This is a genomic window from Nitratireductor indicus C115 (genome assembly GCF_000300515.1).
Lineage (GTDB): Bacteria > Pseudomonadota > Alphaproteobacteria > Rhizobiales > Rhizobiaceae > Nitratireductor > Nitratireductor indicus.
This window is the reverse complement of the sequence record NZ_AMSI01000012.1, coordinates 43,994-66,803: the sequence shown is the minus strand read 5'-3', so window position 1 is coordinate 66,803 and position 22,810 is coordinate 43,994. Positions and strand designations below refer to the sequence as shown.

The 22,810-nt window shown below is 60.8% G+C and carries 28 protein-coding genes; 15 read left to right on the top strand and 13 right to left on the bottom strand.

The window, feature by feature from the left end:
• Positions 1-54 precede the first annotated feature (54 nt).
• On the top strand, positions 55-1,083 hold the full coding sequence (locus NA8A_RS16895; protein WP_009451577.1) for a DUF1775 domain-containing protein: 1,029 nt from the start codon (positions 55-57) through the stop codon (positions 1,081-1,083).
• Positions 1,084-1,199: 116 nt separating this feature from the next.
• Here NA8A_RS16895 and NA8A_RS16890 read toward each other — a convergent pair whose 3' ends face one another.
• A complete protein-coding gene (locus NA8A_RS16890; protein ID WP_009451576.1) occupies positions 1,200-2,069 on the bottom strand; it encodes a DUF817 domain-containing protein in 870 nt (289 codons plus the stop codon).
• A gap of 4 nt (positions 2,070-2,073) precedes the next feature.
• Positions 2,074-2,775 (bottom strand): pyrimidine 5'-nucleotidase, encoded by a 702-nt coding sequence (locus tag NA8A_RS16885; RefSeq protein ID WP_009451575.1) that lies wholly within the window; start codon positions 2,773-2,775, stop codon positions 2,074-2,076.
• 149 nt (positions 2,776-2,924) lie between these two features.
• Here NA8A_RS16885 and NA8A_RS16880 point away from each other — a divergent pair, with 149 nt between their 5' ends.
• A complete protein-coding gene (locus NA8A_RS16880; protein ID WP_009451574.1) occupies positions 2,925-3,830 on the top strand; it encodes a DMT family transporter in 906 nt (301 codons plus the stop codon).
• 180 nt (positions 3,831-4,010) lie between these two features.
• On the opposite strand, the gene NA8A_RS16875 is transcribed toward NA8A_RS16880, so the two are convergent.
• Positions 4,011-4,355, bottom strand: a complete 345-nt coding sequence (locus tag NA8A_RS16875) for a hypothetical protein (protein ID WP_009451573.1) — start codon at positions 4,353-4,355, stop codon at positions 4,011-4,013.
• A gap of 235 nt (positions 4,356-4,590) precedes the next feature.
• Between NA8A_RS16875 and NA8A_RS24415 the strand changes: the two genes are divergently transcribed.
• The 5 genes from NA8A_RS24415 to yidC all read left to right on the top strand — a co-directional run bounded on the left by NA8A_RS24415 (position 4,591) and on the right by yidC (position 8,788).
• A complete protein-coding gene (locus NA8A_RS24415; RefSeq protein WP_143088051.1) occupies positions 4,591-5,376 on the top strand; it encodes a hypothetical protein in 786 nt (261 codons plus the stop codon).
• On the top strand, positions 5,376-6,146 hold the full coding sequence (locus NA8A_RS16865; protein WP_009451571.1) for a hypothetical protein: 771 nt from the start codon (positions 5,376-5,378) through the stop codon (positions 6,144-6,146). Before NA8A_RS24415 ends, NA8A_RS16865 begins: the two co-directional genes overlap by 1 nt.
• Before the next feature lie 293 nt (positions 6,147-6,439).
• Complete coding sequence (rpmH, locus tag NA8A_RS16860; protein WP_009451570.1) at positions 6,440-6,574, top strand: 50S ribosomal protein L34; 135 nt, start codon at positions 6,440-6,442, stop codon at positions 6,572-6,574.
• Positions 6,575-6,597: 23 nt separating this feature from the next.
• The gene (gene rnpA, locus NA8A_RS16855) at positions 6,598-6,963 is read left to right on the top strand and encodes a ribonuclease P protein component (RefSeq protein WP_009451569.1); all 366 of its coding nucleotides are present in this window, start codon (positions 6,598-6,600) and stop codon (positions 6,961-6,963) included.
• A gap of 7 nt (positions 6,964-6,970) precedes the next feature.
• Positions 6,971-8,788 carry a membrane protein insertase YidC gene (gene yidC / locus NA8A_RS16850; protein ID WP_009451568.1) on the top strand — a complete coding sequence of 606 codons (1,818 nt, stop codon included), beginning with the start codon at positions 6,971-6,973 and terminating at the stop codon, positions 8,786-8,788.
• A 102-nt stretch (positions 8,789-8,890) separates the two neighbouring features.
• On the opposite strand, the gene NA8A_RS16845 is transcribed toward yidC, so the two are convergent.
• Positions 8,891-9,520, bottom strand: a complete 630-nt coding sequence (locus NA8A_RS16845; RefSeq protein ID WP_009451567.1) for a TetR/AcrR family transcriptional regulator — start codon at positions 9,518-9,520, stop codon at positions 8,891-8,893.
• Positions 9,521-9,613: 93 nt separating this feature from the next.
• On the opposite strand from NA8A_RS16845, the gene NA8A_RS16840 reads away from it, so the two are divergent.
• Positions 9,614-10,489, top strand: coding sequence for an NmrA family NAD(P)-binding protein (locus tag NA8A_RS16840; RefSeq protein ID WP_143088049.1), 876 nt, complete (start codon positions 9,614-9,616; stop codon positions 10,487-10,489).
• Positions 10,490-10,692: 203 nt separating this feature from the next.
• Positions 10,693-11,373 carry a ribosome biogenesis GTP-binding protein YihA/YsxC gene (yihA, locus tag NA8A_RS16835; RefSeq protein ID WP_009451565.1) on the top strand — a complete coding sequence of 227 codons (681 nt, stop codon included), beginning with the start codon at positions 10,693-10,695 and terminating at the stop codon, positions 11,371-11,373.
• A gap of 12 nt (positions 11,374-11,385) precedes the next feature.
• Here yihA and msrB read toward each other — a convergent pair whose 3' ends face one another.
• From msrB to NA8A_RS16815, 4 genes are all read right to left on the bottom strand, one after another.
• A complete protein-coding gene (msrB, locus tag NA8A_RS16830; RefSeq protein WP_009451563.1) occupies positions 11,386-11,895 on the bottom strand; it encodes a peptide-methionine (R)-S-oxide reductase MsrB in 510 nt (169 codons plus the stop codon).
• A gap of 271 nt (positions 11,896-12,166) precedes the next feature.
• The gene (locus tag NA8A_RS16825) at positions 12,167-12,721 is read right to left on the bottom strand and encodes a fasciclin domain-containing protein (protein ID WP_009451561.1); all 555 of its coding nucleotides are present in this window, start codon (positions 12,719-12,721) and stop codon (positions 12,167-12,169) included.
• Positions 12,722-12,850: 129 nt separating this feature from the next.
• Positions 12,851-13,567 carry an anti-sigma factor gene (locus tag NA8A_RS16820; protein ID WP_009451560.1) on the bottom strand — a complete coding sequence of 239 codons (717 nt, stop codon included), beginning with the start codon at positions 13,565-13,567 and terminating at the stop codon, positions 12,851-12,853.
• Entirely contained in the window at positions 13,564-14,103 is a 540-nt protein-coding gene (locus tag NA8A_RS16815; protein ID WP_009451559.1) for a sigma-70 family RNA polymerase sigma factor, read from the bottom strand. The genes NA8A_RS16820 and NA8A_RS16815 overlap by 4 nt, the downstream gene beginning before the upstream one ends.
• A gap of 193 nt (positions 14,104-14,296) precedes the next feature.
• On the opposite strand from NA8A_RS16815, the gene argB reads away from it, so the two are divergent.
• The 4 genes from argB to NA8A_RS16800 all read left to right on the top strand — a co-directional run bounded on the left by argB (position 14,297) and on the right by NA8A_RS16800 (position 16,219).
• Positions 14,297-15,190 carry an acetylglutamate kinase gene (gene argB, locus NA8A_RS16810; protein WP_009451558.1) on the top strand — a complete coding sequence of 298 codons (894 nt, stop codon included), beginning with the start codon at positions 14,297-14,299 and terminating at the stop codon, positions 15,188-15,190.
• A gap of 80 nt (positions 15,191-15,270) precedes the next feature.
• A complete protein-coding gene (locus NA8A_RS25140) occupies positions 15,271-15,411 on the top strand; it encodes a hypothetical protein (protein WP_157174149.1) in 141 nt (46 codons plus the stop codon).
• Positions 15,408-15,791: a MerR family transcriptional regulator gene (locus NA8A_RS16805; RefSeq protein ID WP_009451557.1), complete on the top strand. Its 384-nt coding sequence runs from the start codon at positions 15,408-15,410 to the stop codon at positions 15,789-15,791. The genes NA8A_RS25140 and NA8A_RS16805 overlap by 4 nt, the downstream gene beginning before the upstream one ends.
• 11 nt (positions 15,792-15,802) lie before the next feature.
• Positions 15,803-16,219, top strand: coding sequence for a carboxymuconolactone decarboxylase family protein (locus NA8A_RS16800; RefSeq protein WP_009451556.1), 417 nt, complete (start codon positions 15,803-15,805; stop codon positions 16,217-16,219).
• A gap of 210 nt (positions 16,220-16,429) precedes the next feature.
• On the opposite strand, the gene NA8A_RS16795 is transcribed toward NA8A_RS16800, so the two are convergent.
• The 3 genes from NA8A_RS16795 to NA8A_RS16785 form a co-directional block, all read right to left on the bottom strand.
• On the bottom strand, positions 16,430-17,338 hold the full coding sequence (locus NA8A_RS16795; RefSeq protein ID WP_009451555.1) for a DUF937 domain-containing protein: 909 nt from the start codon (positions 17,336-17,338) through the stop codon (positions 16,430-16,432).
• 108 nt (positions 17,339-17,446) lie between these two features.
• A complete protein-coding gene (locus NA8A_RS16790) occupies positions 17,447-18,820 on the bottom strand; it encodes a glutamate--cysteine ligase (protein ID WP_009451554.1) in 1,374 nt (457 codons plus the stop codon).
• Positions 18,821-18,922: 102 nt separating this feature from the next.
• A complete protein-coding gene (locus tag NA8A_RS16785) occupies positions 18,923-19,660 on the bottom strand; it encodes a 16S rRNA (uracil(1498)-N(3))-methyltransferase (RefSeq protein ID WP_009451553.1) in 738 nt (245 codons plus the stop codon).
• 202 nt (positions 19,661-19,862) lie between these two features.
• Between NA8A_RS16785 and NA8A_RS16780 the strand changes: the two genes are divergently transcribed.
• The gene (locus NA8A_RS16780) at positions 19,863-21,119 is read left to right on the top strand and encodes an Hsp70 family protein (RefSeq protein WP_009451552.1); all 1,257 of its coding nucleotides are present in this window, start codon (positions 19,863-19,865) and stop codon (positions 21,117-21,119) included.
• Positions 21,120-21,129: 10 nt separating this feature from the next.
• Here the strand turns inward: NA8A_RS16780 and NA8A_RS16775 are convergent, their stop codons facing one another.
• Positions 21,130-21,777, bottom strand: a complete 648-nt coding sequence (locus tag NA8A_RS16775) for a hypothetical protein (protein WP_009451551.1) — start codon at positions 21,775-21,777, stop codon at positions 21,130-21,132.
• A 146-nt stretch (positions 21,778-21,923) separates the two neighbouring features.
• On the opposite strand from NA8A_RS16775, the gene NA8A_RS24930 reads away from it, so the two are divergent.
• A complete protein-coding gene (locus tag NA8A_RS24930) occupies positions 21,924-22,064 on the top strand; it encodes a hypothetical protein (protein WP_086006174.1) in 141 nt (46 codons plus the stop codon).
• Between the two features lie 5 nt (positions 22,065-22,069).
• Here the strand turns inward: NA8A_RS24930 and NA8A_RS16770 are convergent, their stop codons facing one another.
• Positions 22,070-22,810: a metallophosphoesterase family protein gene (locus tag NA8A_RS16770; RefSeq protein WP_009451550.1), complete on the bottom strand. Its 741-nt coding sequence runs from the start codon at positions 22,808-22,810 to the stop codon at positions 22,070-22,072.

The window sequence follows — 22,810 nt, the reverse complement described above, 5'->3', positions numbered from 1 at the left end:
CTTGCACCCGGCACCGCCGGGACAGACCCCATATTCAGACCTGAAAGGCCAATCATGCGCCAGTTTCTTTTCGCTTCGGCGGCAACCCTGCTGCCCCTGTTTTCCATTTCCAGTGCCGGTGCCCATGCCGTGCTGGAGACCCCTGCCGCCAAACCCGGCAGCTACAAGGCCGTGCTCGTCATTCCTCACGGGTGCGCCGGACAAGCCACCAATTCGGTGCATGTCGAGGTTCCGGAAGGGTTCATATCGGTGAAGCCGATGCCGAAGCCCGGTTGGACCATCAATGTCGAGACCGGCGACTATGCAAAATCCTACTCTTCCCACGGGAAGCCGGTTATGAGCGGCGTGAAAGCCGTCAGTTGGAGCGGCGGCGACCTGCCGGATGATCAATTCGACGAATTCTCCTTGCGCGGCACCTTGTCCGGGGTGGAAGCAGGCGAAAAGCTCTTCTTCAAGACCGTTCAGAAATGCGCCGACGGCGAAGTGACCTGGACCGACATTCCGGCCGAAGGGCAGGATGCGCACGCGCTTGAGAACCCCGCACCCGGCCTGACGATCCTGGCTGCGGAACCGGCCGCGGGGCACCACGGCCATGGTGCTGCACAGGCGCACGAGCATATGGGTGCGGCACAGGCCCATGATCATATGGCCCTAGCACAGGTTGCGGCCGGCGATCTCAGGATCACGGAGGCGCGCGCACGCGCCATGCTGCCCGGACAACCGTCTGGCGGCGGCTATCTTACCATCGAAAACACCGGCGACGCGTCTGACCGGCTCGTCGGCATCTCGTCTTCCGCCGCCGGCAAGGTGGAAGTGCATACGATGGAGATGAAGAACGATGTGATGGTCATGCGTCCCGTCGAGGGAGGGCTCGAAATTCCAGCAGGCGAAACCGTGACGCTGAAGCCCGGCGGGCTGCACATCATGTTCATGCAGGTGGCGAAGCCGTTTCAGGAAGGCGCTTCGGTTCCGGTGACGCTGGAGTTCGAGAAAGCCGGAAAAGTGGAACTGGAACTGGCTGTAGGCTCGGCCCGCGGCGACGGACCGGCCATGGATCACTCCGGCCACAGCCACGGCAAATAAGCCCGGTTCCCTGTCTCTTCGGTTCAATCTTCCTGTTTTCCCGCATCCATGCGGACCTGGATGATTTTACCTGACAACTCCTTCAAGCGGCGAGGCCGGTTTTGGGCCTCGCCGTTTCATTTCGGGTCTCGTTCCTCAATGTCCGGTTCGGTCGGGCGGTGCACCAACGAGACCAGTACGAAAGAGATGATCATCAGAAGATACCAGGCCCCCAGTTTGCCGAGCGAAACCGGGGTCCAGCTATGGGACTGGGAAGGGTAGATCCAGGCGCGCGACCATGTGCCGATATTCTCAGCGAACCAGATGAAGAGTGCAACCAGGAGAAACCCCAGCAGCAGTGGCATCCGGTGACGAAAGCGGAACACCCGGTAGTGCACCACCGTGCGCAGATAAAGCACTGCCGTCAGCGCAAACAGGCCATAGCGGATATCCACCGTGTAGTGGTGGGCGAAGAAGTTCACATAAATTCCGACCGCCAGCAGGACCGTCGTCCATAATGGCGGGTAATTCGTGTAGCGCATGTCGAAAATGCGGCTGACACGCGCCAGATAGGAACCCACCGCCGCGTACATGAAACCGGAAAACAGCGGCACGGGGCCGATGTGGAAGAAGCTGTCCTCGGGATAAATCCATGAGCCGACCGAGGTCTTGAAAACCTCCATCGCCGTGCCGACCACATGGAAAATCAGGATGACCTTCGCTTCGGAAAAGGTTTCAAGCCGGCCAGCCAGCATGGCGACCTGAATGCCGAGCGCGGCCAGAAAGAGAAAATCGTAGCGCGCGAGCAGCGCATCCCTGGGCCATACATAGTGGGTCGCGATGATCAACGCGAGGAGCAGACCGCCGAAGAGGCAGGCCCACGCCTGTTTCAGGCCGAAGACGAGGAACTCGACCAGAGCGCCCGAAAGGCCGTGGCGCGGCAGCGCGTCGAGCACCCGGTGCGCGGCCGCATCGATGCGCGCCTCAAGCGACGTAAAGCGACGCATGCGGTCAGGTCCCGATCACCGAGCGCAGGAAAGAGGCGAGGTCGTCGGTGACGAAATCGACATCGTCCTCCTCGTCCGCATCCTGTTCCCATATTTCGGAAAAAGTGGGTTCAAAGTTGTTCGGCACCACAAGGACCGTTGTCATGCCGCTCTTCTTGGGCACGGCAAGATTGCGCGCCAGATCCTCGAACATCGCCGCATTCGGACCGGCCACCCGGTGCAGAGCCATGAAGCGGTCATAGGTGGCAGCCGCAGGTTTTGGCACAAGGCCTGCGGCAACGATGTCGAAAATATCGTCGAACTGGTCGAGCACGCCCAATTGGCGCGCGGTGCGCTCGGCATGGCCCCGGTCGCCATTGGTGAAGATGAACTTGCGGCCGGGCAGAGCCTTGATCGCCTCGCCAAGGCTCGGATCGGGCGCGACCCAGGAATAATCGATGTCGTGCACCTTCTGCAGGAAATCGTCGGGGTCTATCTCATAACGCGTCATCAGCCCGTTCAACGTGGTGCCATATTCGCGATAAAGCTCCTTCTGCAGGCTGCGCGCCTCCTCCCGGTTCATCTGCAGAAGATCCGAGACATAGGCCGTCATGCGCACATCGATCTGCGAGAACAGATTGGTGTGATGGGGATAGAGCGTGTTGTCGAGGTCGAACACCCAGTCGGTGATATGGGCGAAGCGCTCGCGGGAGGGTTGATTTGTCATGACATCCTTATGGCAAGCCCCATGGCTGCGTGCAATCTCCGCAGGGTTGCCCGAATGCTTCTGGCATCAGGGCCTCCCCGGTTCTGGACCACAGCTTCCCCGCCCCCTGCCCCTTGCCGCCTTACGCATAGCGGCAGAACAGGCATTCCATGGAATTATGGATCCCGATAACAATTGCCGCCGCCTTCCTGCAGAACCTGCGTTCCGTGGGGCAAAAACATCTCAAAGGCGTGCTGGGTACAACCGGCGCGACCTTCGTTCGTTTCGGTTTCGGCATGCCCTTCGCCATTCTGCTCGTGGCCTGCCTGCATCGCTTCGCCGGTTTTCCGATTCCTGCGCTCAACGGCACCTTTCTCACCTGGATCGTGATCGGCGGACTTGGCCAGATTGCGGCGCAATTCCTGCTGATCTATCTTTTTTCTTTCCGGAATTTCGCGGTGGGTACCGCCTATTCGCGCACGGAGCCCGCGCAGGCCGCGATTTTCGGCCTCGTTCTTTTGGGAGAAGTCGTACGGCCGGGCGCTTTGCTTGCCATCGCCGTCACCGTGGTGGGGGTAATGCTGATCTCGGTGGCTCGCGTGACGATGAGCTGGCGCAATCTGTTCGCCTCGCTCGTCAGCCGCAACGCGCTCATCGGACTTGCCTCCGGCACGCTGTTCGGCGTTGCGGCGGTCGCCTATCGCGGCGCGTCCCTCTCGCTCGGCGGACCGAACTATCTTATGCAGGCAGCCATGACGCTGGCCGTCACCATCTCGTTTCAGACGCTGATCATGCTGGCCTACATGCTTTGGAAGGACAGTTCCGAGGTGGTCCGCATCGCCAAGGCCTGGAAGCCTTCGCTCTTCGTCGGCTTCGTCGGGGCATCTGCATCACTCGGCTGGTTCTCGGCCATGACATTGCAGCAAGCCGCGATCGTGAAGGCGCTGGCGCAGATCGAGATGATCTTCACATTCGCGTCCTCGGTTTTCATCTTCAAGGAACACATCAACAGAACCGAAGTTGCCGGCTGCGCGTTGATTGTGGCGGGCATTTTGCTTTTGGTTATCGTCGGATAGGAAAGGGCCGCCCACCCCACCCGGCGGCCCCTCGGCGAAACTCGTTCGCCTTCCCCCAAAGCGCGCAATCTTTTGGACTAGCTCTGCGCACGTCAGGTCTTCGATTTCACCGCGTCCCTCGCGACCACCTTCTGCCTCCGAGAGATGCGGCTTAAATGCTTCCGTTCGACCGGAAACGCTTCAGCGAACCACGATGCGGATCGTGTCCTGATAACGGTTGACCTCCTCACCCTTGGCGATGCCCGTCGCGTTGATGGCGCGTGTGGGCACCCGCTTGCCGCACTGGCGGCTGTTGCGACTGGACGGACCGCCATCAGAATAGCGCACCACCTTCGATTTCGGCAGTCGCGGCGCAAGGGCCGCGAAGCTCGGCGGCGTTCCCCCGCAGCCTTCGGCGCGATAGGCCGTCAGATGCCGCGTCTGCCCCACCGAAAGCTCGACGGTCTTGTCCACATTGCCGGCGCTGACGCAGCCCGACACGGAGAGAGCGGCAAGGCCGGCCAGCAGGATTTGTACAGTTTTCATAAGCGCTTCCCTCATCTTTGGGTGAAGGGTCTGACCCGCTCTTTCCTCGCGAAACGAAGCTGAGCCTCCCCACGCCGCGAATAGACCGCTCAACCTGCGCGCGCGCCTACTGAAAAATCGGGCCATTCTCGGAAAAACCGGAAAATTCGGGCTTCTTTCCATTCCGATTCCGGGCGAAGGCCGATAGCTTCAAAGCACTGGCCATGGGGAAGAATCGCGACTGCGGGAGACTATCGTGACTGCGGGAGACTGGGGCGGCTATAGCTGCTGGCACCGATTGTTCGATGAAGTCTGCAACCGGCGGGGGCATTTTGACAATCAGGCTCTCGCAGCAGAGATGTGCCGCCTTTCGGGCCGCAGCAGCAAGGAAGATTTCGATGCCGCCAAGAAGAAGCTGCGTCAGTGGCGCGCGGGCAAACGCCTGCCGCTGCGCCGAAATCTGGCAGCGGTCTCGCAAGCCCTGGCGGTGCAGGACGACCCCGAACTCAAACACAACTGGGAACGCCTCTATTCCGTAGCGCAGTTTCGCCAGCGCCCTGTCGATCATCAGCATGATCCGCTTTCAGCCGCATCGGCGCCGGATAGCGGAAGCCGGAAGATCAATCGTTGGGACATGCTGGCGGCCGTCTCCGTTCTGGGCATCAGCGCCAGCGTTGTCGCAGCAGCCTTCGAGCGATCGGCAATGCAGGAGGTGGGATATGCAGCACATGTCCGCATGCCCCTGGGCGATACGCGGCTCGTGCATGGCGAACATGGAAGTTGCGACGGTTCTCCGCCCGCATGGGAGGCGCTTGTGCCCGATTTGCCCGAGAGCACCCTTGGAACATTCAGCGATGGCGGCCTCGCTGCGAAGATGGTCAATGTCTGCGGTAGGGAAATGACGGTGCGGGCGATACGCTTCACAGCCACATCGGCCGGCATGGAGGATGTTACCCTGCTCCAGGACCCGATGCGCTTCGAGGTTCTCCAGACCTACGAAATTCTCCCGCTGGACTTCACGGATGAGAAAGGACGGCAATAATGCGCGCACTTGAAGACATCGATCGCTGGCACGAACTTTTCGATGCGTTGTGCGAACGCGCCGGTTTCTCCGACACGGCCTCGCTTGCCGCCAGCTATTGCCAGCTGACGCGCGGCAACGGCCAGCATCAGTTCGAGACCGCGGTGCGCAACCTGAACAACTGGCGCACCGGCCGCCATATTCCCCGGCAGCGCAGCATGCGCATTCTGGCGGAAATTCTGGGCGTCGATGAAGACCCGAACCTGCTCGCCCAGTGGAACAGGCTTTACCGCAGTGCCAGGCAGGCGGAGCCGGAGGAGGTGATGGAAGACGACATGCCGGCGAAAGCCGCTCCATCGCCTGGCCGGAAGCAGACGCTTTCGGGGTGGTTTCTCCTGCCGGCAATGGCTGTGGGCGCCCTCATCTTCTTTCTTGGAATGGCGACCGGTGCGATGATCACATCGGACTGGCGCCCTTGGGGCGGCGGCCCCGCCGATGACGCTCCACTCGTCTTCTACGAGCCCGAGTTGCAGATGACCGTCGGCGAAAGCCGCATCATTCACGGAGAGCGGGGCGATTGCGGAAAACTGCCCCGCGAATGGGGCGAAATCTGGAACGGGTTGGCGCCCTCCAGGCTCGGCATCTATTCGGATGGCGGGCTGGTGCGCAGGAACTCGAAATACTGCAAGGGAATAACACCAGCACGCGGCATTCGCTTTACCGCTACCGCGCCCGGCACGGAAACGCTTCACATTTCCGGTGACATGATCAAGCTGACCGTAGTGGAGTAAGCCACGCACTGAGGCGCTGCATTTGCAAAAAGTGCAGCCCGAACATAAGGATGGCCGGCGCACGATCGCTTCCGTGCAATCACGGCTTACATCTCAGCCGCGACAAACCGCGCCTATGCGGTGTGTTTCATGCGGTTTGATTGACTTTTGGCCCGCCTCTCCCTATAAGCCCGGCCACGCTTGGGTCTTGTATCCGGCGGCGCGTTGTCGTGCCCTCGGTCTGGCTCCAAAAGCGAAAGCTCCTGTTCAAGAAACAGAATAAAGAAGGGCCGCACTCCGCGGTATTAAAACAAATGAAGCGTACTTATCAGCCCTCGAAAATCGTCCGCAAGCGTCGGCACGGCTTCCGTGCCCGCATGGCTACCGTCGGCGGCCGCCGCGTGATCGCAGCACGCCGTGCCCGTGGCCGCAAGCGGCTTTCCGCCTAAGCGCTGGAGGCGAGGCCGGAAGAATGGCGGACCGGCCAGCCCCGCAGCATCCGGCGCGCCTCAGGAAGCGCGCCGAGTTTCTGGCTGTCCGCCGCGGTGAAAAACGGCGTGGACGGCTTTTTCTGCTGGAGGTGCTGGATCGCGGCGACGAGGATGCGCCCCGGCTCGGCATCACGGTAACCAAGAAGGTCGGCAATGCGGTCGTCAGAAACCGTGTGCGCCGGCGCATCAAGGAAGCCTGCCGCATTCATGCAATCCATGACATGGCGGCCGGCAGGGACTATGTGATCGTGGCGCGGCGCGCGGTGCTAGACGCGCCGTTCGCCTCCCTGAAAGACGAGCTTTCCCGCCGTATCGCAGACCCTGCCGAGGGGCGTGGAAAAGGCTGAGGACCTGATGGACAACAACCGCAATTTTCTCATCACGATCGCGCTTTCTGTGCTGATCCTGACCGTATGGCAGATCTTCTACATGAATCCGCGCATTGAGAGCCAGCGCGAAGCGACACGCATCGAGGCCGAACAGCAGGCTGCGACGCAGACCCCGTCGGCCAGTGGTGAGCATGCAGACATTCCCTCGGCGGCAGGAACGAGCGGCAACGCCGCCGTTCCCGGCGGCTCCGCGGTTGCCCAGGCCCCGGCCACCCGCGAGGAAGCGGTTGCCGGCTCCAACCGCGTGAAGATCGAGACGCCGCGCCTGTCCGGCTCGCTCAACCTGACCGGCGCGCGCCTCGACGATCTGCTCCTCAAGGACTACCGGGTGACGGTGAAAAAGGATTCGCCGAACATCCAGCTTCTCAACCCGTCCACTCTGCCGGACGGCTACTATGTGGAAACCGGCTATGTGGGCGATACCGCGCTTGGAACGATGCCCGGCCCATCGACCGAGTGGGCGGTCTCCGAAGGCGACGTCCTCACGCCATCTACCCCCGTGACGCTGAGCTTCACCAATGAGAAGGGCCTGACCTTCAAGCGCAAGATCAGCGTCGACGAGAACTATATGTTCACGGTCGCCGACACGATCGAGAATGCGACGGGTGCAGCGATCGAGGTGCGCAGCTACGGCCGCACCACGCGCATCGGCACGCCCAAGACTGCCGGCATCTACATCCTTCATGAAGGCCTCATCGGCGTGACCGGTGAGGAAGGACTGCAGGAAATCAAATATTCCAAGCTGGAGGAAGAAAAGCGCATCACCCCCGGCAAATCCTCGGACGGCTGGCTCGGCATGACCGACAAATACTGGGCCGTAGCCATGGTTCCGCGATCGGGTCGCGAATTCCAGCCGCGCTTCAGCTACTCGGGCGACGGCACGCCGCGCTACCAGTCAGACTTCCTGTCCGATCCGATCCCGGTCGATGCCGGCGCTTCGGCCACTAGCGAAACGCTGATCTTCGCCGGCGCCAAGGAAGTCGCACGCATCAATGACTATGAAGAGCAGAACGGCATTCGCCAGTTCGATCTCCTGATCGACTGGGGCTGGTTCTACTTCATCACCAAGCCGATGTTCTGGCTGATCGATACGTTGTTCAAGCTGCTCGGCAATTTCGGCCTGGCAATCCTCGGCACCACGGTTATCGTCAAGCTCATCTTCTTCCCGCTCGCCAACAAATCCTACAAGTCCATGGCGAACATGAAGAAAGTTCAGCCTGCCATGATGGAAATCCGCGAAAAATATGCGGATGACAAAATGAAGCAGCAGCAGATGATGATGGAGCTCTACAAGAAGGAGAAGATCAATCCGCTGGCCGGCTGCTGGCCGGTGCTGATCCAGATCCCCGTCTTCTTCTCGCTGTACAAGGTGCTCTACGTCACGATCGAAATGCGCCATGCGCCTTTCTTCGGCTGGATTCAGGATCTTTCGGCCCCCGATCCGACGTCGCTCTTCAACCTGTTCGGCCTGTTGCCCTATGACGTGCCGAGCTTCCTGATGATTGGTGTCTGGCCGCTCATCATGGGCATCACGATGTTCCTGCAGATGCGCATGAACCCGACCCCGCCCGATCCGACGCAGGCCATGATCTTCACCTGGATGCCCGTGATCTTCACCTTCATGCTGGCCACCTTCCCGGCTGGTCTGGTGATCTACTGGGCCTGGAACAACTTCCTTTCCATCGTCCAGCAGGGTGTGATCATGAAGCGCCAGGGCGCCAAGATCGAGCTCTGGGACAATCTGATAGGGTTGTTCAAGAAGAAGCCTAAACCGGCGGAATGAATGTTTCGAAAGGCCCGCTTCGGCGGGCCTTTTTCTTTGTGGGCGTCTATGATCGTCCGCCCGATCGGTCCGAGCATCCCGGACTGCCTTGCGGCTTCTTTGTCAGCGATCCAGCATCTCGCGCAGCGCCATTGCGGTAAAGCGGTTGACGAGCCTGCGCCCGCCCTCCTCGTCCGTCTGAATGGCAAGCCGCATCGTGGCTTCGCCAAGATGCATGATGAGAAGGGAACTATCTGCAATCTCCTGTGCATCTCGCCCGGATGTGACGCGCGATATCGCTGCTGCGAGCGTTGCGCCATTGGCGCACACATCTTCGAAATCGAGTGCATTGAGCGCCTTGTCGGCCTGTGTTCCCGACCAGATGTCGCGCATGACCGGTTCCGCCAGAAACATGGCGTAATAGGTCTCCACCAGGCCCGTGAAAGCCTGCGCCAGCTCCTCCGGCGTCGAGACCGCATCCAGGGCCTCGCAGATGCATTCACGTCCCTGCGCGTTGTAATGCTCGGCCAGCGTGCGGATGATCGCCGCCTTGTCCGGAAAATACTGATAGAGCGACCCGATCGAGATGCCGGCCTTCTGCGCCACCTCGCTCATCTTCATCTGTTCGCTGCCTGATGCCGCGATGATCTCAGTCGCAACGGCCAGAATCCGCTCCACACGCTCGCGGCTGCGTTTCTGGCTCGGGTTGCGCCGTGCCGCAGGCATCGCCTCATCCAGTCGCACCGTTTCCATAAGCTCTCCCCATCTTCGCTTGACACCAATAATATGAGAGTTTATCACTTTTGCAAATATGAGTATTCCTCATCTTTTTCAATGGAGGCCGAAATGACAGCTATTGCGGATGTGCAGAAACGCACAGTCCTGGTCACTGGCGGAACCGGAAAGACAGGCAGACGCGTCGTGCAGCGGCTGCAAGCCCAATGCATTCCCGTGCGGATCGGCGCACGCAATGCCGGACCTGGCTTCGATTGGAACGACCCCGAGAGCTGGGCGCGGGCGGTGGATGGCGTTTCAGCGGTCTATCTGAGCTATTCTCCCGACCTCGCGCTGCCTGGCGCGGCTGAAACGGTCGAAGCTTTCGCCCGTTTCGCCGCGGAACGCGGGGTGCGGCGCCTTGTGCTTTTGTCCGGCCGCGGCGAGGAGGGAGCACGCCATGCCGAGGAACTGTTCATGGCGCTTGGGGAGGAAACCGGGACCGCATGCACCGTGCTGCGGGCGAGCTGGTTCTTTCAGAACTTCTCAGAAAGCTTTCTGGCCGAGGCGGTGCAGGCAGGACATGTGGCGCTTCCGGTTGGCGCCATGCGCGAACCCTTTATCGATGCCGAAGACATTGCCGAAGTCGCCGTCCGCGTTTTGACACAGGAGGGCCATGCCGGGAAGCGCTACGAACTCACAGGCCCGCGTCTTTTCACCTTCGCGGAAGCCGTTGAGGCCATCGCACGTGCGACGGGCCGGGACATTCCCTTCCAGGAAATCTCCGTCGAGGATTTCATTTCCGGACTTGAAGCCGAGGAAGTTCCGCAACCCTTCATCGTGCTTTTGGAGGAGCTGTTCACGCAGGTCTTCGATGGCCGGAACGAATATCTGTCGAATGGGGTGGAGGACGTGTTGGGGCGCCCACCCCGCGATTTCTCCTCCTATCTGGGCGTAACCGTGGCCACCGGCGTCTGGAATACGCCGCAACCCGCACTCTCCGCCTGAGCGCAAGCGGGGCATGCCGCTCGGGCGTGCCCTCACACTCCAGATAAATCGCTCACTCCACCTGTCTTTCACGGAAGGAAGGCCCAGCCAGCCGGCTTCTTGTTGCGGTCCCGACAACGCCTGCCGATGGCAAATGATGCGCCTGCCTGTTGACAAATTGCCCGGCAGTCGTGATGCCCTTGCATAGAGACTGGAGAACCAGCGTGAGCGTACCGCAAGAACCTGCTGCAACGAATGGAACGGAAGTGGACCGCAGCTACTTCCTGAGGCCTTGGATATTCCTGCGCGGCGCGCCGTCCATGAAATTCCTGCCGCCGGAAGGGCCACCGGAGGTGGCCTTTGCGGGGCGTTCCAATGTGGGAAAGTCCTCTCTCATCAATGCGCTTCTTGCGCAAAAAGGACTTGCCCGCACCTCCAATACGCCGGGCCGCACCCAGGAGCTGAATTTCTTCGTGCCCGATGGCTATTCCGGCGCTGAAGGCGACATGCCGCCGATCGCATTGATCGACATGCCGGGCTATGGCTTCGCCAAGGCGCCGAAGGCGCAGGTGGACGCCTGGACCGAGCTTGTTTTTTCCTATCTGCGGGGCCGGGTGACGTTGAAACGCGTGTTTCTGCTGATCGATGCGCGCCACGGCATCAAGAAAAACGACGAGGAGGTGATGGACCTGCTCGACAAGGCTGCCGTCTCCTATCAGGTCGTGCTCACCAAGGCGGACAAGATCAAGCCGCCGGCGGTGGCACGGCTGGTGGAAGAGACACATGGCCGGTTGAAAAAGCGCCCCGCCGCCTTCCCCGAACTGGTCGCGACCTCTTCAGAAAAAGGCTTGGGCATCGAAGATCTGCGCGCCGCCATCCACCGTGCGGTGGAAGGCGGATATTGAAGGCCAGCAGCCTCAGCTCGGCATGGTGGCCCCAGGCTTGAAGGTCATGGCAACGCCATTGATGCAATGGCGCTTGCCCGTGGGAGCGGGGCCGTCATCGAAAATGTGCCCCAGATGCCCGCCGCAACGGCGACAATGGCACTCCGTCCGGGTCATGAAGAAGGAGTTGTCCTCCTTCGTGCCGATGGCGTCTGGAATGGATTGCCAGAAACTCGGCCAGCCCGTGCCGGAATCGAATTTCGTTTCCGAGGAATAGACCGGCAGGTCGCAACCCGCGCAATGGAACATGCCTGCGCGCTTTTCAGTGTTGAGCGGGCTTGTGAAGGCGCGTTCGGTGTCTTCCTTGCGCAATACGGCGAATTGCTCAGGGGTCAGCACCTTGCGCCATTCATCCTCGGATCTGGTGATCTCGAAGGTTTCGGCCATGGCCTTGCCGCCTGGCCGGTTTCGCATGGTGAAAGCCCCGCCCATCAGCGCCACCGCGGCGCCAGCCGTTCCATAAAGAAAATTCCGGCGTTTCATCATCTTCTCCCAGATCGGTTCACCGTTTCACGAAAACCCTGAACCGACCTATCTCTTTGTTTTTCCTCATTTATGCAGACGTCAGGTGATTTCACCTGACTGCAAAATGCTCTGGAACCGCAAAATGCCTTGGCGGATCTTGTGAGGGAATTTAAGCCCGTCGCTCATCACCACCAAGTCAAGGTGCCGTGAGGCTCGCGTGTCCGGGGGCGGACCAGCCGCCCCCGGAGTGCAGAAGGTCTGCGATCGCTCGGTTCTCTACAAGCCGCGATCAGGCCTTGGGCAGGAGAACCGTGTCGATAACGTGGATCACGCCGTTGGATTGCTCCACATCGGCGATGGTCACCGTGGCGACATTGCCGTTCTCATCGGTCAGCGTGATCTTGTCGCCATCCATCTTTGCCTGCAGCGTGCAACCGCCAACGGTCTTGACCGGATGGTCGCCATTGTCGTCGGCAATCATCTTGGCGATTGCGGATGACATGGCATCCGCCGCCACCACATGACAGGTCAGCACCTTGGTGAGCTGATCCTTGTTTTCCGGCTTGAGCAAGGTGTCGACCGTGCCCGCCGGCAGCTTCTCGAAGGCTTCATTGGTGGGAGCGAAAACCGTGAAAGGCCCCTTGCCGGACAGCGTGTCCACGAGGCCTGCAGCCTTCACGGCAGCGACAAGAGTGGTGTGGTCCTTGGAGTTGACCGCGTTCTCCACGATGTTCTTGTTGGCATACATCGCGGCGCCGCCGACCATCGGGTTTTCGGCAAGGGCAGCGCCGGTGAAGGCGAGAGCGAGCGAGCCGGCGAGAAGCGAAGCGGTGATCTTACGCATGTTTAAACTCCTTGGTTCGTTACGAGCCGCCTTGAATGGCCGGCCCTTGAGGGAACACGGGGAGTTACGAGCCTGTGCGCAGCAGAGTTTCAGGGCCCGCGAACTTTTTTTCGCGGGAATGAAAGACAATCAGATATCCCTGAGATCACCTGCAGCAACGACCGGCCCCGTGGGAGCGCCCGAAGGCGAACCGCCAAGGGGTTCCGCGGTGATGGCGAAGACCGCGCCGCGCCGCAACGCCTCGCCCAGCGCGCCACTGAGCGAGATATGAACGCTGGCGCCTGAGGGAATAACGCCGAGTGATATGGGGGGCTCGTCGCCCTCGATTGCCCAGAGTTCGAAATCGCGCCCTTGCGGCCGCTCCCCCGAAACATGCGAGAGCGCGACGTCGCGTGTCGCGTCGTCATAAACGGCGAGATAGCGCACATCGCTATCGTCATGGGTGAGCGAGGCGACGAAACGCAGCCTGCTATCCTGTTCGCCTGGCCGCCAGCCCGATCCGTTCAGCGCAAGGCCGCCGACGATCACAAGCCCCAGGAGCGCAGCCACAGCCGCACCGCGCCAGAAGGCCAGGCTCTCCCAGAGGCCCGGTTTCCGCGCCGCATGGGCCGTCTCGAACAGGCGTTCATCCAGCGCGGCCTTCACAGTCTCTGGTGGTGGCACCGGGGCAAAGCCTTCAGCCATCGGCGCAAGGCGGGCCTCCCATTCCTCCACCAGCCGGGCGAAGGCCCGATCATCGTCGATGCGCCGCGAAACCTGCGCGCGCTCCTCGGCCGGCAGAACGCCGAGAACATATTCGGCAGCGACGAGATCGTCGTCCCGTCCGTTCTGTTCCTCTACCGTCATTGTTCCAGGCATTCCCTGAGTTTAAGAAGGCTGCGGCGCAGCCAGGTTCGCATTGTGTTCAACGGCACACCGAAGCGTTCGGCGAGTTCGGCATAGCTGTCGCCATCAAGATAGGCGCCGCGTACGGCTTTCGCACGCTCGGTTTCCAGCTCATCGAGGCACATGTCGATGCGCCGCTTCTCGCCCGCCGCAACGGCACTCGCCTCCGGTCCGGGTGCCGGGTCGGCAATGTCGGTGGCCTCGTCGATCTCGCCTGCAGGGGCCTTACGGGTTCGCAGGCGGTCTATCGCATGGTTTCGCGCGACAGCCACCAGCCAGGAAATCGGGCTGAGGTCCGATGCCGCAAAACGATCGGCCTTGGTCCATATCTTCACATAGATTTCCTGCAACGCCTCTTCGGCTTCCGCCCTGTCCTGCAAGACACGAAGACAGACGCCAAAAAGTTTCGCGCTGGTGTAGCGATACAGGAGATCGAAGGCCGCGCGCTCCTTGAGCGCTGTCCGGAAAATCAGCTTGGTTATCTCGTCCGGCGTCATTGAGCCCGTGCGCTGCCTTCTGGCGTTCAAGGAGGGCCGTTCCGCCGGCCGTGAAGATTGACGCAAGAATAGGGCGCTGCCTGCCGGCGGCAACCGGGGGCCTGCTTTTTTGTCTCCTGTTCGGCTCTGGACGTTTCACTCGCTTTGAAAATGCTCTATGAAACCGCGACCTTTTTCCCGGGGAAGATCGGCGATGACGGATATTTTGGAAACGGCGGCGGCTCAGGCACAGATTCTTTCGGCAGCCCTGCCCTTCATGCAGCGCTACGAGAACAAGACCGTTGTGGTGAAGTATGGCGGACACGCCATGGGCGACATCGAGCTCGGCCGTGCCTTTGCCCGCGACATCGCCCTTCTGAAGCAATCCGGCGTCAGCCCCATCGTCGTTCACGGCGGCGGGCCGCAGATTGCGGCCATGCTGAAGAAGATGGGCATAGAATCCAAGTTCGAGGGCGGCCTTCGCGTCACCGACCAGAAGACTGTCGAGATCGTGGAAATGGTGCTCGCCGGCTCCATCAACAAGGAAATCGTGGCGCTCATCAATGCCGAGGGCGAATGGGCCATCGGCCTTTGCGGCAAGGACGGCAACATGGTGTTTGCCGAAAAGGCGCACAAAACCATGGTCGATCCCGATTCCAATATAGAGCGCGTGCTCGATCTCGGTTTCGTGGGAGAGCCGGTCGAGGTCGACCGCACGCTGCTCGACCTTCTCGCACATTCCGAGATGATCCCGGTTCTGGCGCCCGTGGCACCCGGCCGCGACGGCCACACCTACAACATCAATGCAGACACCTTTGCCGGTGCAATTGCCGGTGCGGTGCGCGCCACGCGCCTCCTCTTCCTGACCGACGTGCCGGGCGTGCTCGACAAAGACAAGAACCTCATTGACGAACTGACTGTTTCCCAGGCGCGCGCGCTGATCAAGGATGGAACCATCTCGGGCGGCATGATCCCCAAGGTGGAAACCTGCATCCAGGCCATCGAACGTGGCGTGGAAGGCGTGGTTATCCTGAACGGAAAGACGCCGCATTCCGTCCTGCTCGAACTGTTCACCGAGCATGGCGCAGGCACGTTGATCGTTCCCTGATCGAAAAATGAATTTTTGCTCTTGACCTGGAGTTCGCTCCAGCCGGTAGATGCATGTGTGCAGATCATGGAGATGCACACATGCAAGAGCACGACATCATCGAAACATTCCCAGCGCCCCTGAAGGCCGGCGCGCCTGAAGCTGCGGCTTGCCTTGTTGCAGAGGATGCGGCTTTCGCCTGCGTTCGCGCCACGCCGGACGCATCGGAGAAGACGTCATGAAGATAGGTGAAGTGTCCAGGCTGAGCGGCTTCAGCATCGACACGCTGCGCTATTACGAAAAGATGGGACTGATCGATCCGCCATGGCGCGAAAGCGGTCGCCGCGCCTACGACCGTGACATTCTCGGCTGGCTGAATTTTCTCAAGGCGCTGAAGGCCACGGGCATGCCGCTGGCCGATGTGGAAACATACGCGCGGCTTCGCCGTGAGGGCGAGATCACGTCGGCCGAACGCCGTGAGATGCTGGAACGCCAGCGCGAGATCGTTCGCGAAAGGATCGAGGAGCTGACCGATTGCATGCAGCTGCTCGACTACAAGATTGCCAATTACGTCGAGATCGAAGCGCGCCATCAGGCCGCCGATCGCGCCAGAAACTCTTAAGGAAACTGACAATGAGTATCGAACGGAACGCGCTGGAAAAGGGCCGCGCTATCGCCCGGAACCTCAACCCGGACCTGGAGGAAGTTCTGGCCGAACGCTACGACGCCGATCTGCCGGGCTTTGCCGAAACGCTGATCGAATCCGCTTATGGAAGGCTCTATGCCCGTGAGGGCCTCGACCTGAAGACGCGTCAGCTGGCCACCGTGGCAGCCCTCACCGCGATTGGAGGCCAGACCGGACCGCAGCTCAAGGTGAATATCGAGCACACGCTCGCGGCAGGCGCCAGCGAACGTGAGGTACTCGAGGTCATTCTCCAGATGGCCGCCTATGGCGGTTGGCCGGCAGCGATAAACGGCATCAACGCCGCCCGCGAGCTGTTTGCCGAACGAACCGCCGAACCGCGCGCTTCCGCTTGGGATACCCAGTAAGCGAGCAAGACGGCACGAGATGGACGCGCTGCTCAGGCCAAAATGAACTGAAGCGGTTCAGCATTTCAAGAAAACGCTGAACCGCTTCAGATTCTTGTCTTCCCCGCATTTTTGCGGACGCCAGGCAAATTCGCCTGACTGCAAAATGCTCTAACTTTTGTTTTCCGCATTTTGCGGACGCCAGGCAAATTGGCCCGACTGCAAAATGCTTTAGCGCCGACGCTCCATGCCCTGGCGGAACTGTTCGAAAATATTCTCCACACCGCGTTCGTAATCGTCACGTGTCTTGCGGCCCGTTTCGAACATCTGGCCGAAGAGATCGTCATAGGGGTTGCGGGCGCGGCCGCTCGGGTTCACTTCAGGCTCTGGTTGCGCGCGGCGCTGAGGTTGCTGCTGAGTACGGCCCGAAGGCTGCGCGTTCTTCAGAAACTCGTCGAAAATCTGGCCCAGCGGGTTGTCGCCCTGACCGCCGGATGGCGCCTGCCGGCCCGCCGCGTCTCCCATACCCCCACCGAACATGCCTTCGAGAATCTGACCGAGTGGATTGTCGGAAGGGCTCATGCCCGAGGGCGTGCGCCCGCGCGGCTGCGCCGTCTGTCCGCCACCCTGGTTCATCTGGCGCATCATCTGTTCCATCAGGTCGCCCAGAATGCCACCGCCACCGGCCTGCGCCTGCTGGCGGCTTGCTGCCTGCATCTGCCCTGTGGACTGCTGGAAGAGGCCGCCCATGATCATGGAGGCGAGCGCGGGCAACATCTGCTTCAACACGCTTTCGCTGATGCCCGTCGCCTGTGCGGCATGGCTTGCAACGGCACGGCTCACATCCTTGGAACCGAAAAGATGGCCCAAAATGCCATTGCCTTCCGCCATGCCCTCCGGAGTCATTGCGCGGGTGGCATCCTCGAAGTAGCGGGCGTGCTGGCCCGAGGCGAGCGCAGAGAGAAAATTGCCGGCGTCATAAGGATCGGCTGCATTGCGCTTCAACCCCTGGCTGAAGGCGGGAAGCAGAGCTTCCATGGCTTCCTGCACCTGCGTCTGGGAAAGTCCGAACTGGTTCGCGAGCCTGTCGACGCCCTGCCCCTGTCCGGCATTGTTGAGCATTTCAAACAAGGGAAGCATGCGGTCTCTCCTTCGAGGGTAAGGGCAAGGACAACGGAATGTCAGGGCCGGGACGATAGCAGACCGTTCCAGAATGCAGTAGCGAAAATGACGGACTTCTGCCTGCGCTCAATAGGCCTGTTCGAGGAAAACCGGCTCGATGGAACCACCCCAGCGTGTGTTGAATGCACTGGCCAGTTCTTCGGCACTCGTCGTTCCGCGGGCCACGATCTCATCGAGCGGGTTGAGGAAGCTCGTCTCATCGTAGCCTTCGCGGTTCATGCGATGACGGTTCTTCAGGCCGATCCGCGAAATGCGCAGGGTTTCGCGCGCCACTTCGCGCAGATCGTGATTGCGCAAACGCGCCGACAGCCCCTCGCGCGGAACGGCATCACGCATGGCCTGCACCTCCTCGAAGGACCAGTCGCGCGTCAGGTCCTCGGCGGCGTCCAAAGCCTCATCGTCATAGAGAAGCCCCACCCAGAAGGCCGGCAGTGCACAGATGCGGCGCCATGGACCGCCATCGGCGCCACGCATTTCCAGGAACCGCTTCAGGCGCACATCGGGAAACAGGGTCGAGAGATGGTTCGACCAGTCGCCTATGGTCGGCAGTCCGTCAGGCACCTTGTCCTTTAATGCGCCGGCCATGAACTGGCGGAAGGTGATGTCTGTGCAATCGCGATAGCGCCCCTCGCGGATTATGAAATACATGGGCACATCGAGGGCCCACTCCACATAGTCGGCGAAACCGAAATCCGGAGAAAATGCGAACGGCAGGAGCCCCGAGCGCTGATTGTCGGTATCGTGCCAGATTTCACCCCGCCATGATTGCAAGCCATTGAGGCGGCCTTCGGTGAAAGGCGAATTGGCAAACAGGGCCGTAGAAAGCGGCTGCAACCGCTGCGCCACCTGCATCTTGCGGCGCATGTCGCTCTCGGAGGAGAAATCCAGGTTCACCTGGATCGTACAGGTGCGGTACATCATGTCCAGGCCGCGGCTGCCCACCTTGGGCATGTAGGCGGTCATGATCTGGTAACGCGACTTGGGCATGCGCGGCGTTTCGGCCAGTGTCCATTTGGGGCTACCGCCGAGCCCCAGAAAACGGATGCCGAGCGGCTCTGCGATCTCGCGCAGCTGCGCAAGATGGGCATTCCCCTCGCGGCAGGTCTGATGCAGCGTTTCGAGCGGCGCGCCGGAAAGCTCGAACTGCCCGCCCGGCTCCAGCGAAATTGCGCCCTGTCCTGTCGGCTCCACTAAACCGATGATGTTGCCTGCATCGTCAATCGGGTCCCAACCCAGAACGCGCTGCATGCCTTCAAGGATTGCCTTGATTCCATTTTCGCCCTCATAGGGAACCGGACCATGGCCATCGATATAGAAAGGAAACTTCTCATGCTCCGTGCCAATGCGCCACTTCTCACGGGGTTTGCAGCCCTTGGCGATATCGGCAATGAGGTCTTCGACCCCTTCGATCGGCCTTTCGTCAGTGGTATCGCGGGCCATGATGGTTCTCCTGACAAATTTTCAGGCCGACAGATGGCCTAACCCACCAAACAGGTTCAAGCGAAAAGTTTTAAGCCAGCCTCAAGATAATTTGACGCGCCTTCATTTCCAGTCGCCGATGGCGGCCTGAATGACGGCGAGAGCGGCAACGGCAGCCGTATCGGCGCGCAGGATTCGAGGCCCAAGGGGTATCGCCGTCACGAAGGGCAAGCCATGCAGCGTGGCCCGCTCGGCCTCGGAAAATCCACCTTCAGGGCCGACCAGCAAGGCCAGCCTCTTTTCGGCAATCTTCGACAATGCAGGCAATGGATTGTCGCTCTCCGCCCCCTCGTCGCAGAAGATCAGCCGGCGCTCCGGCTCCCACCCGGCCAGAAGCCGGTCGAGCTTCACCGGTTCACGCAATTCCGGCAGCGCAAGAATACCGCATTGCTCAGCCGCCTCCATAGCATTCGTTTGCAGCCGATCCATGCCAGGTTTGGCGACCTGGGTGTGCTGGGTAATCACCGGCTGCAGCACGCCGGCTCCCATCTCCACGGCCTTCTGGACGAGATAATCGAGACGGCCCTTCTTGAGCGGGGCGAAACAATAGACGAGATCGGGCAGAGGCGACTGCGCCCGCGCCTGGTCCGCTACACGCAGCTTCACGGATTTGCGACCGGCTTCCTCGATACGGGCATGCCATTCGCCTTCGCGACCGTTGAACACCAGCACCTCACCGCCCTCGCGCATGCGCAGGACATTGGCGAGATAATGCGCCTGCTCGCGGCTAGTCTCCACCAGAGAGCCGGCGGCAAGCGGAGCGTCTATGAACAGACGTTGCAGTTTGTAGTTGGCACGCATGGCGGACTGATGCGGGATCGACGCACGCCCGTCAAGAGCTTCCGATACGGTCAGGTTTCGTCTTGCCCCCGTCACGTGCAGCGCTTATACGCAGCGCTCGTTTCAATCTTCCGGCCAGACGCGTCAGGGGTCCTGTTTAAGGGAGCCCGTCTCCTTTTTCGCGCTATCGCAGGGCCCCGGACCAACCGATCGGACAGAAACCATGAGCAGCCTTTATTGCGGCATCGACTTTGGCACGTCGAATTCGACCGTTGGTGTGAGCGATATGGCTCAGGCGCGCCTTCTGCCGCTGGAGGGCGAGCGGGTGACGCTGCCGAGCGCGCTGTTCTTCAGCTTCGAGAATGACGGCGTCCGCTTCGGGCGCGGCGCCATCGACAGCTATGTCGAGGGTGAGGAAGGTCGCCTGATGCGCTCCCTGAAAAGCATTCTGGGCTCGTCGCTGATGCATGAGAAGACGCGGATCCGCGCTCGTTTCATGACCTTTGCGGATATTCTCGGCCATTTCATCGGGCATCTGCGCGAAAAGCTGGAGGTGCAGACAGGGGCAGCCGCAGAACGCGCCGTTTTCGGCAGGCCGGTGCGCTTTGTCGATGAGGACGACGAAGCCGACGCGGCAGCACAGGCGATGCTGGAGCAGATCGCGCGGGCGCAGGGCTTCAGTGAAATCGCCTTCCAGTTCGAACCCATCGCGGCCGCGCTCGATTACGAACAGGGTATCGATCGGGAGGAGTTAGTGCTGATCGTCGATATCGGCGGCGGCACCTCGGACTTCTCCATCGTGCGGGTTTCGCCCGAACGCGCCCGCAAGGCCGATCGGCACGACGATATCCTCGCCTATGGCGGTGTTCACATCGGCGGTACGGATTTCGACCGGCTCTTGAGCATTGCAGAGGTGATGCCGCATCTGGGACTGGGATCGTTCACCGCCGACGGAAAACGGCAATTGCCGAAGCGACACTTCAACGATCTCGCCACCTGGCACCGCATCAACTCCCTCTACACGAGAGAGGTGATGAACGAATTGCGCCAGATCCGCTATGAAGCGGCACAGCGCGATCTCGTCGACCGGTTGATCCAGATCATTGAGGAACGTCGCGGACATTCGCTGGCGCTCGCAGTTGAACAGGCGAAGATCGATCTCACGGACGCGGACGCGGCGTTGATCAGGCTTGCCCGCTTCATCGACAGCGGCGATGTGTCTGTGACCCGCTCGGGCTTCGAGGCGGTGGTGGATGAACCGATGCAACGCCTGACCCACGCCATCGAAAACCTGCTTGCGGCGGCAGGCGTCGGGGGCGGGGAAATCGACACCGTCTTCCTGACGGGCGGCTCCAGCTCCATTCCCTATCTGCAAAGAACAGTGGCCGCGCGCCTGCCGAATGCGCGGATGGTGGCGGGTGACCTTCTAGGCAGCGTCGGAACGGGGCTTGCCCTTGATGCGCGGCGAAAATTCGCCTGATTTTTACCGATCAGGCGCCTGTCGCGCTTGGATGCCAGACCGGCTGGTAGCCGGATCGCAGAACGACAACAGTGGTTGGCGGCGTGAGCAGGTCCAGTTCCGCCGGCAACTGAGTCAGCATCAACGGCTTGCCGTAAGTCTCGAAACTCCAGGGCAAGGCACGACCGCCCTGGAGAGCGAACGCATTCTTGCCCACAGCGACCATGGCACCGTCCGGCAAACCCGCCAGTTGCGCGTTCGAAATTGTGGGGACCGCTCCGCCGGAAGCTCTCCGTTCCTCATGCAGGCGTTTGTCCAGTTCCGTCACTTTCGGAGCGTCGATGCGGAAAGCATCGGAAAAGCACTTCAGGAACGCCAGCGCAGCCGGGCGCCGGCAGTAAAAACAGGGGCGATGGCCCGCAGCCAGCGCCGTGACCTCATCAAGAAAGAAGAGCTCGGTCCATCCCGCGTTTCCCGAACGCGCATTGCGCCCCATGACGTCGCGCCTGCGATCCCGGAAGGAACAATTGCAGACGATCCACGTTTTGGTCGTCCAACGCCTCTTCAAAAGCGTTTTCGTGTCGGGGTTGTGGATTACACCACGATTCCCCGTGAACAGCCCACGGGCGGAAACGGCCTCGATGGCCCCGAACGGATCGACACGGTTTTGAAGCGACACGGAACTGCCTCGTAAAAATGCAACAGTCATAAATTATCAGGGTATTCGATGATAAGTCTCTTTAACTGTAGGTTGTTTAAGCCTATAGCCCTGCGTCGCTGGTGGGGACCGGCAAATCGAATTCCAGCCAAGGGGACTTTCTCTTCATGACCGTCGCGCGTGCAACGTTTCTGTTGTTCTTTATGGTGTCTGCTTTCACACTGGTGGGCGCGCGTCTTCTGTCCGCAGGAGCGGTCGGGGAACATCATCCCGTCGACGGCTACGGCATAACCGCCACCGCCGAGTAAGTTCCTCACATCGGCGCTTCGATAAGCGTTTTTTGCCTGCCATCCATACGGAGCGCCGTCAGCCGCCCCGTATGCCATGCACCCGTGTCCAGATTGATGCGGTTTGACTTGATGTCGGGTTCGCGCACGGGCGTGTGACCATGCACCACCAGTTTCGGGTGGAGGCCTGAAAAGCCGTGAAATTCACGACGTATCCACGTCAAATCGGTCGCGCTCTGATTTTCCAGAGCCACACCCGGGCGAATGCCCGCATGGCAAAAGAAGAAGTCCCCGAACGAAGCGGAGAAAGGTAGCGTTGCCAGAAAGGCCTTATGGCGCTGAGGCACCGCATCAACGAGCGCATGGTGGCCCGGCATCATGCGGCTGCGATCTGAGAAATCGATCTCCACGCCATAGGACAAAGCTGTCTCATAGCCGCCATTCATGGCGAAGAGGCCATAAGGATCGGGTTCCGAGAGGAAATCGAGGAACCCGATATCGTGGTTGCCAGCAAGCGCGATCACTCGCGGGTCCTGCGCGCTCATGCTCGTCAACTGCTCGATCACGCCACTCGACGCCGGCCCACGGTCCACATAGTCGCCAAGATAGACGATCCGCCAATCCGGCGGGCAGTCATGTAGGATCTCTTCCATGATGCGGGCATGGAGGGCGGACATGAGATCATGGCGACCGTGAACGTCGCCCACCGCATAAAGACGCATGCCCTCGGGCGTCGCGGCCTCCTCATATGAGACCCCGAGGCCCAT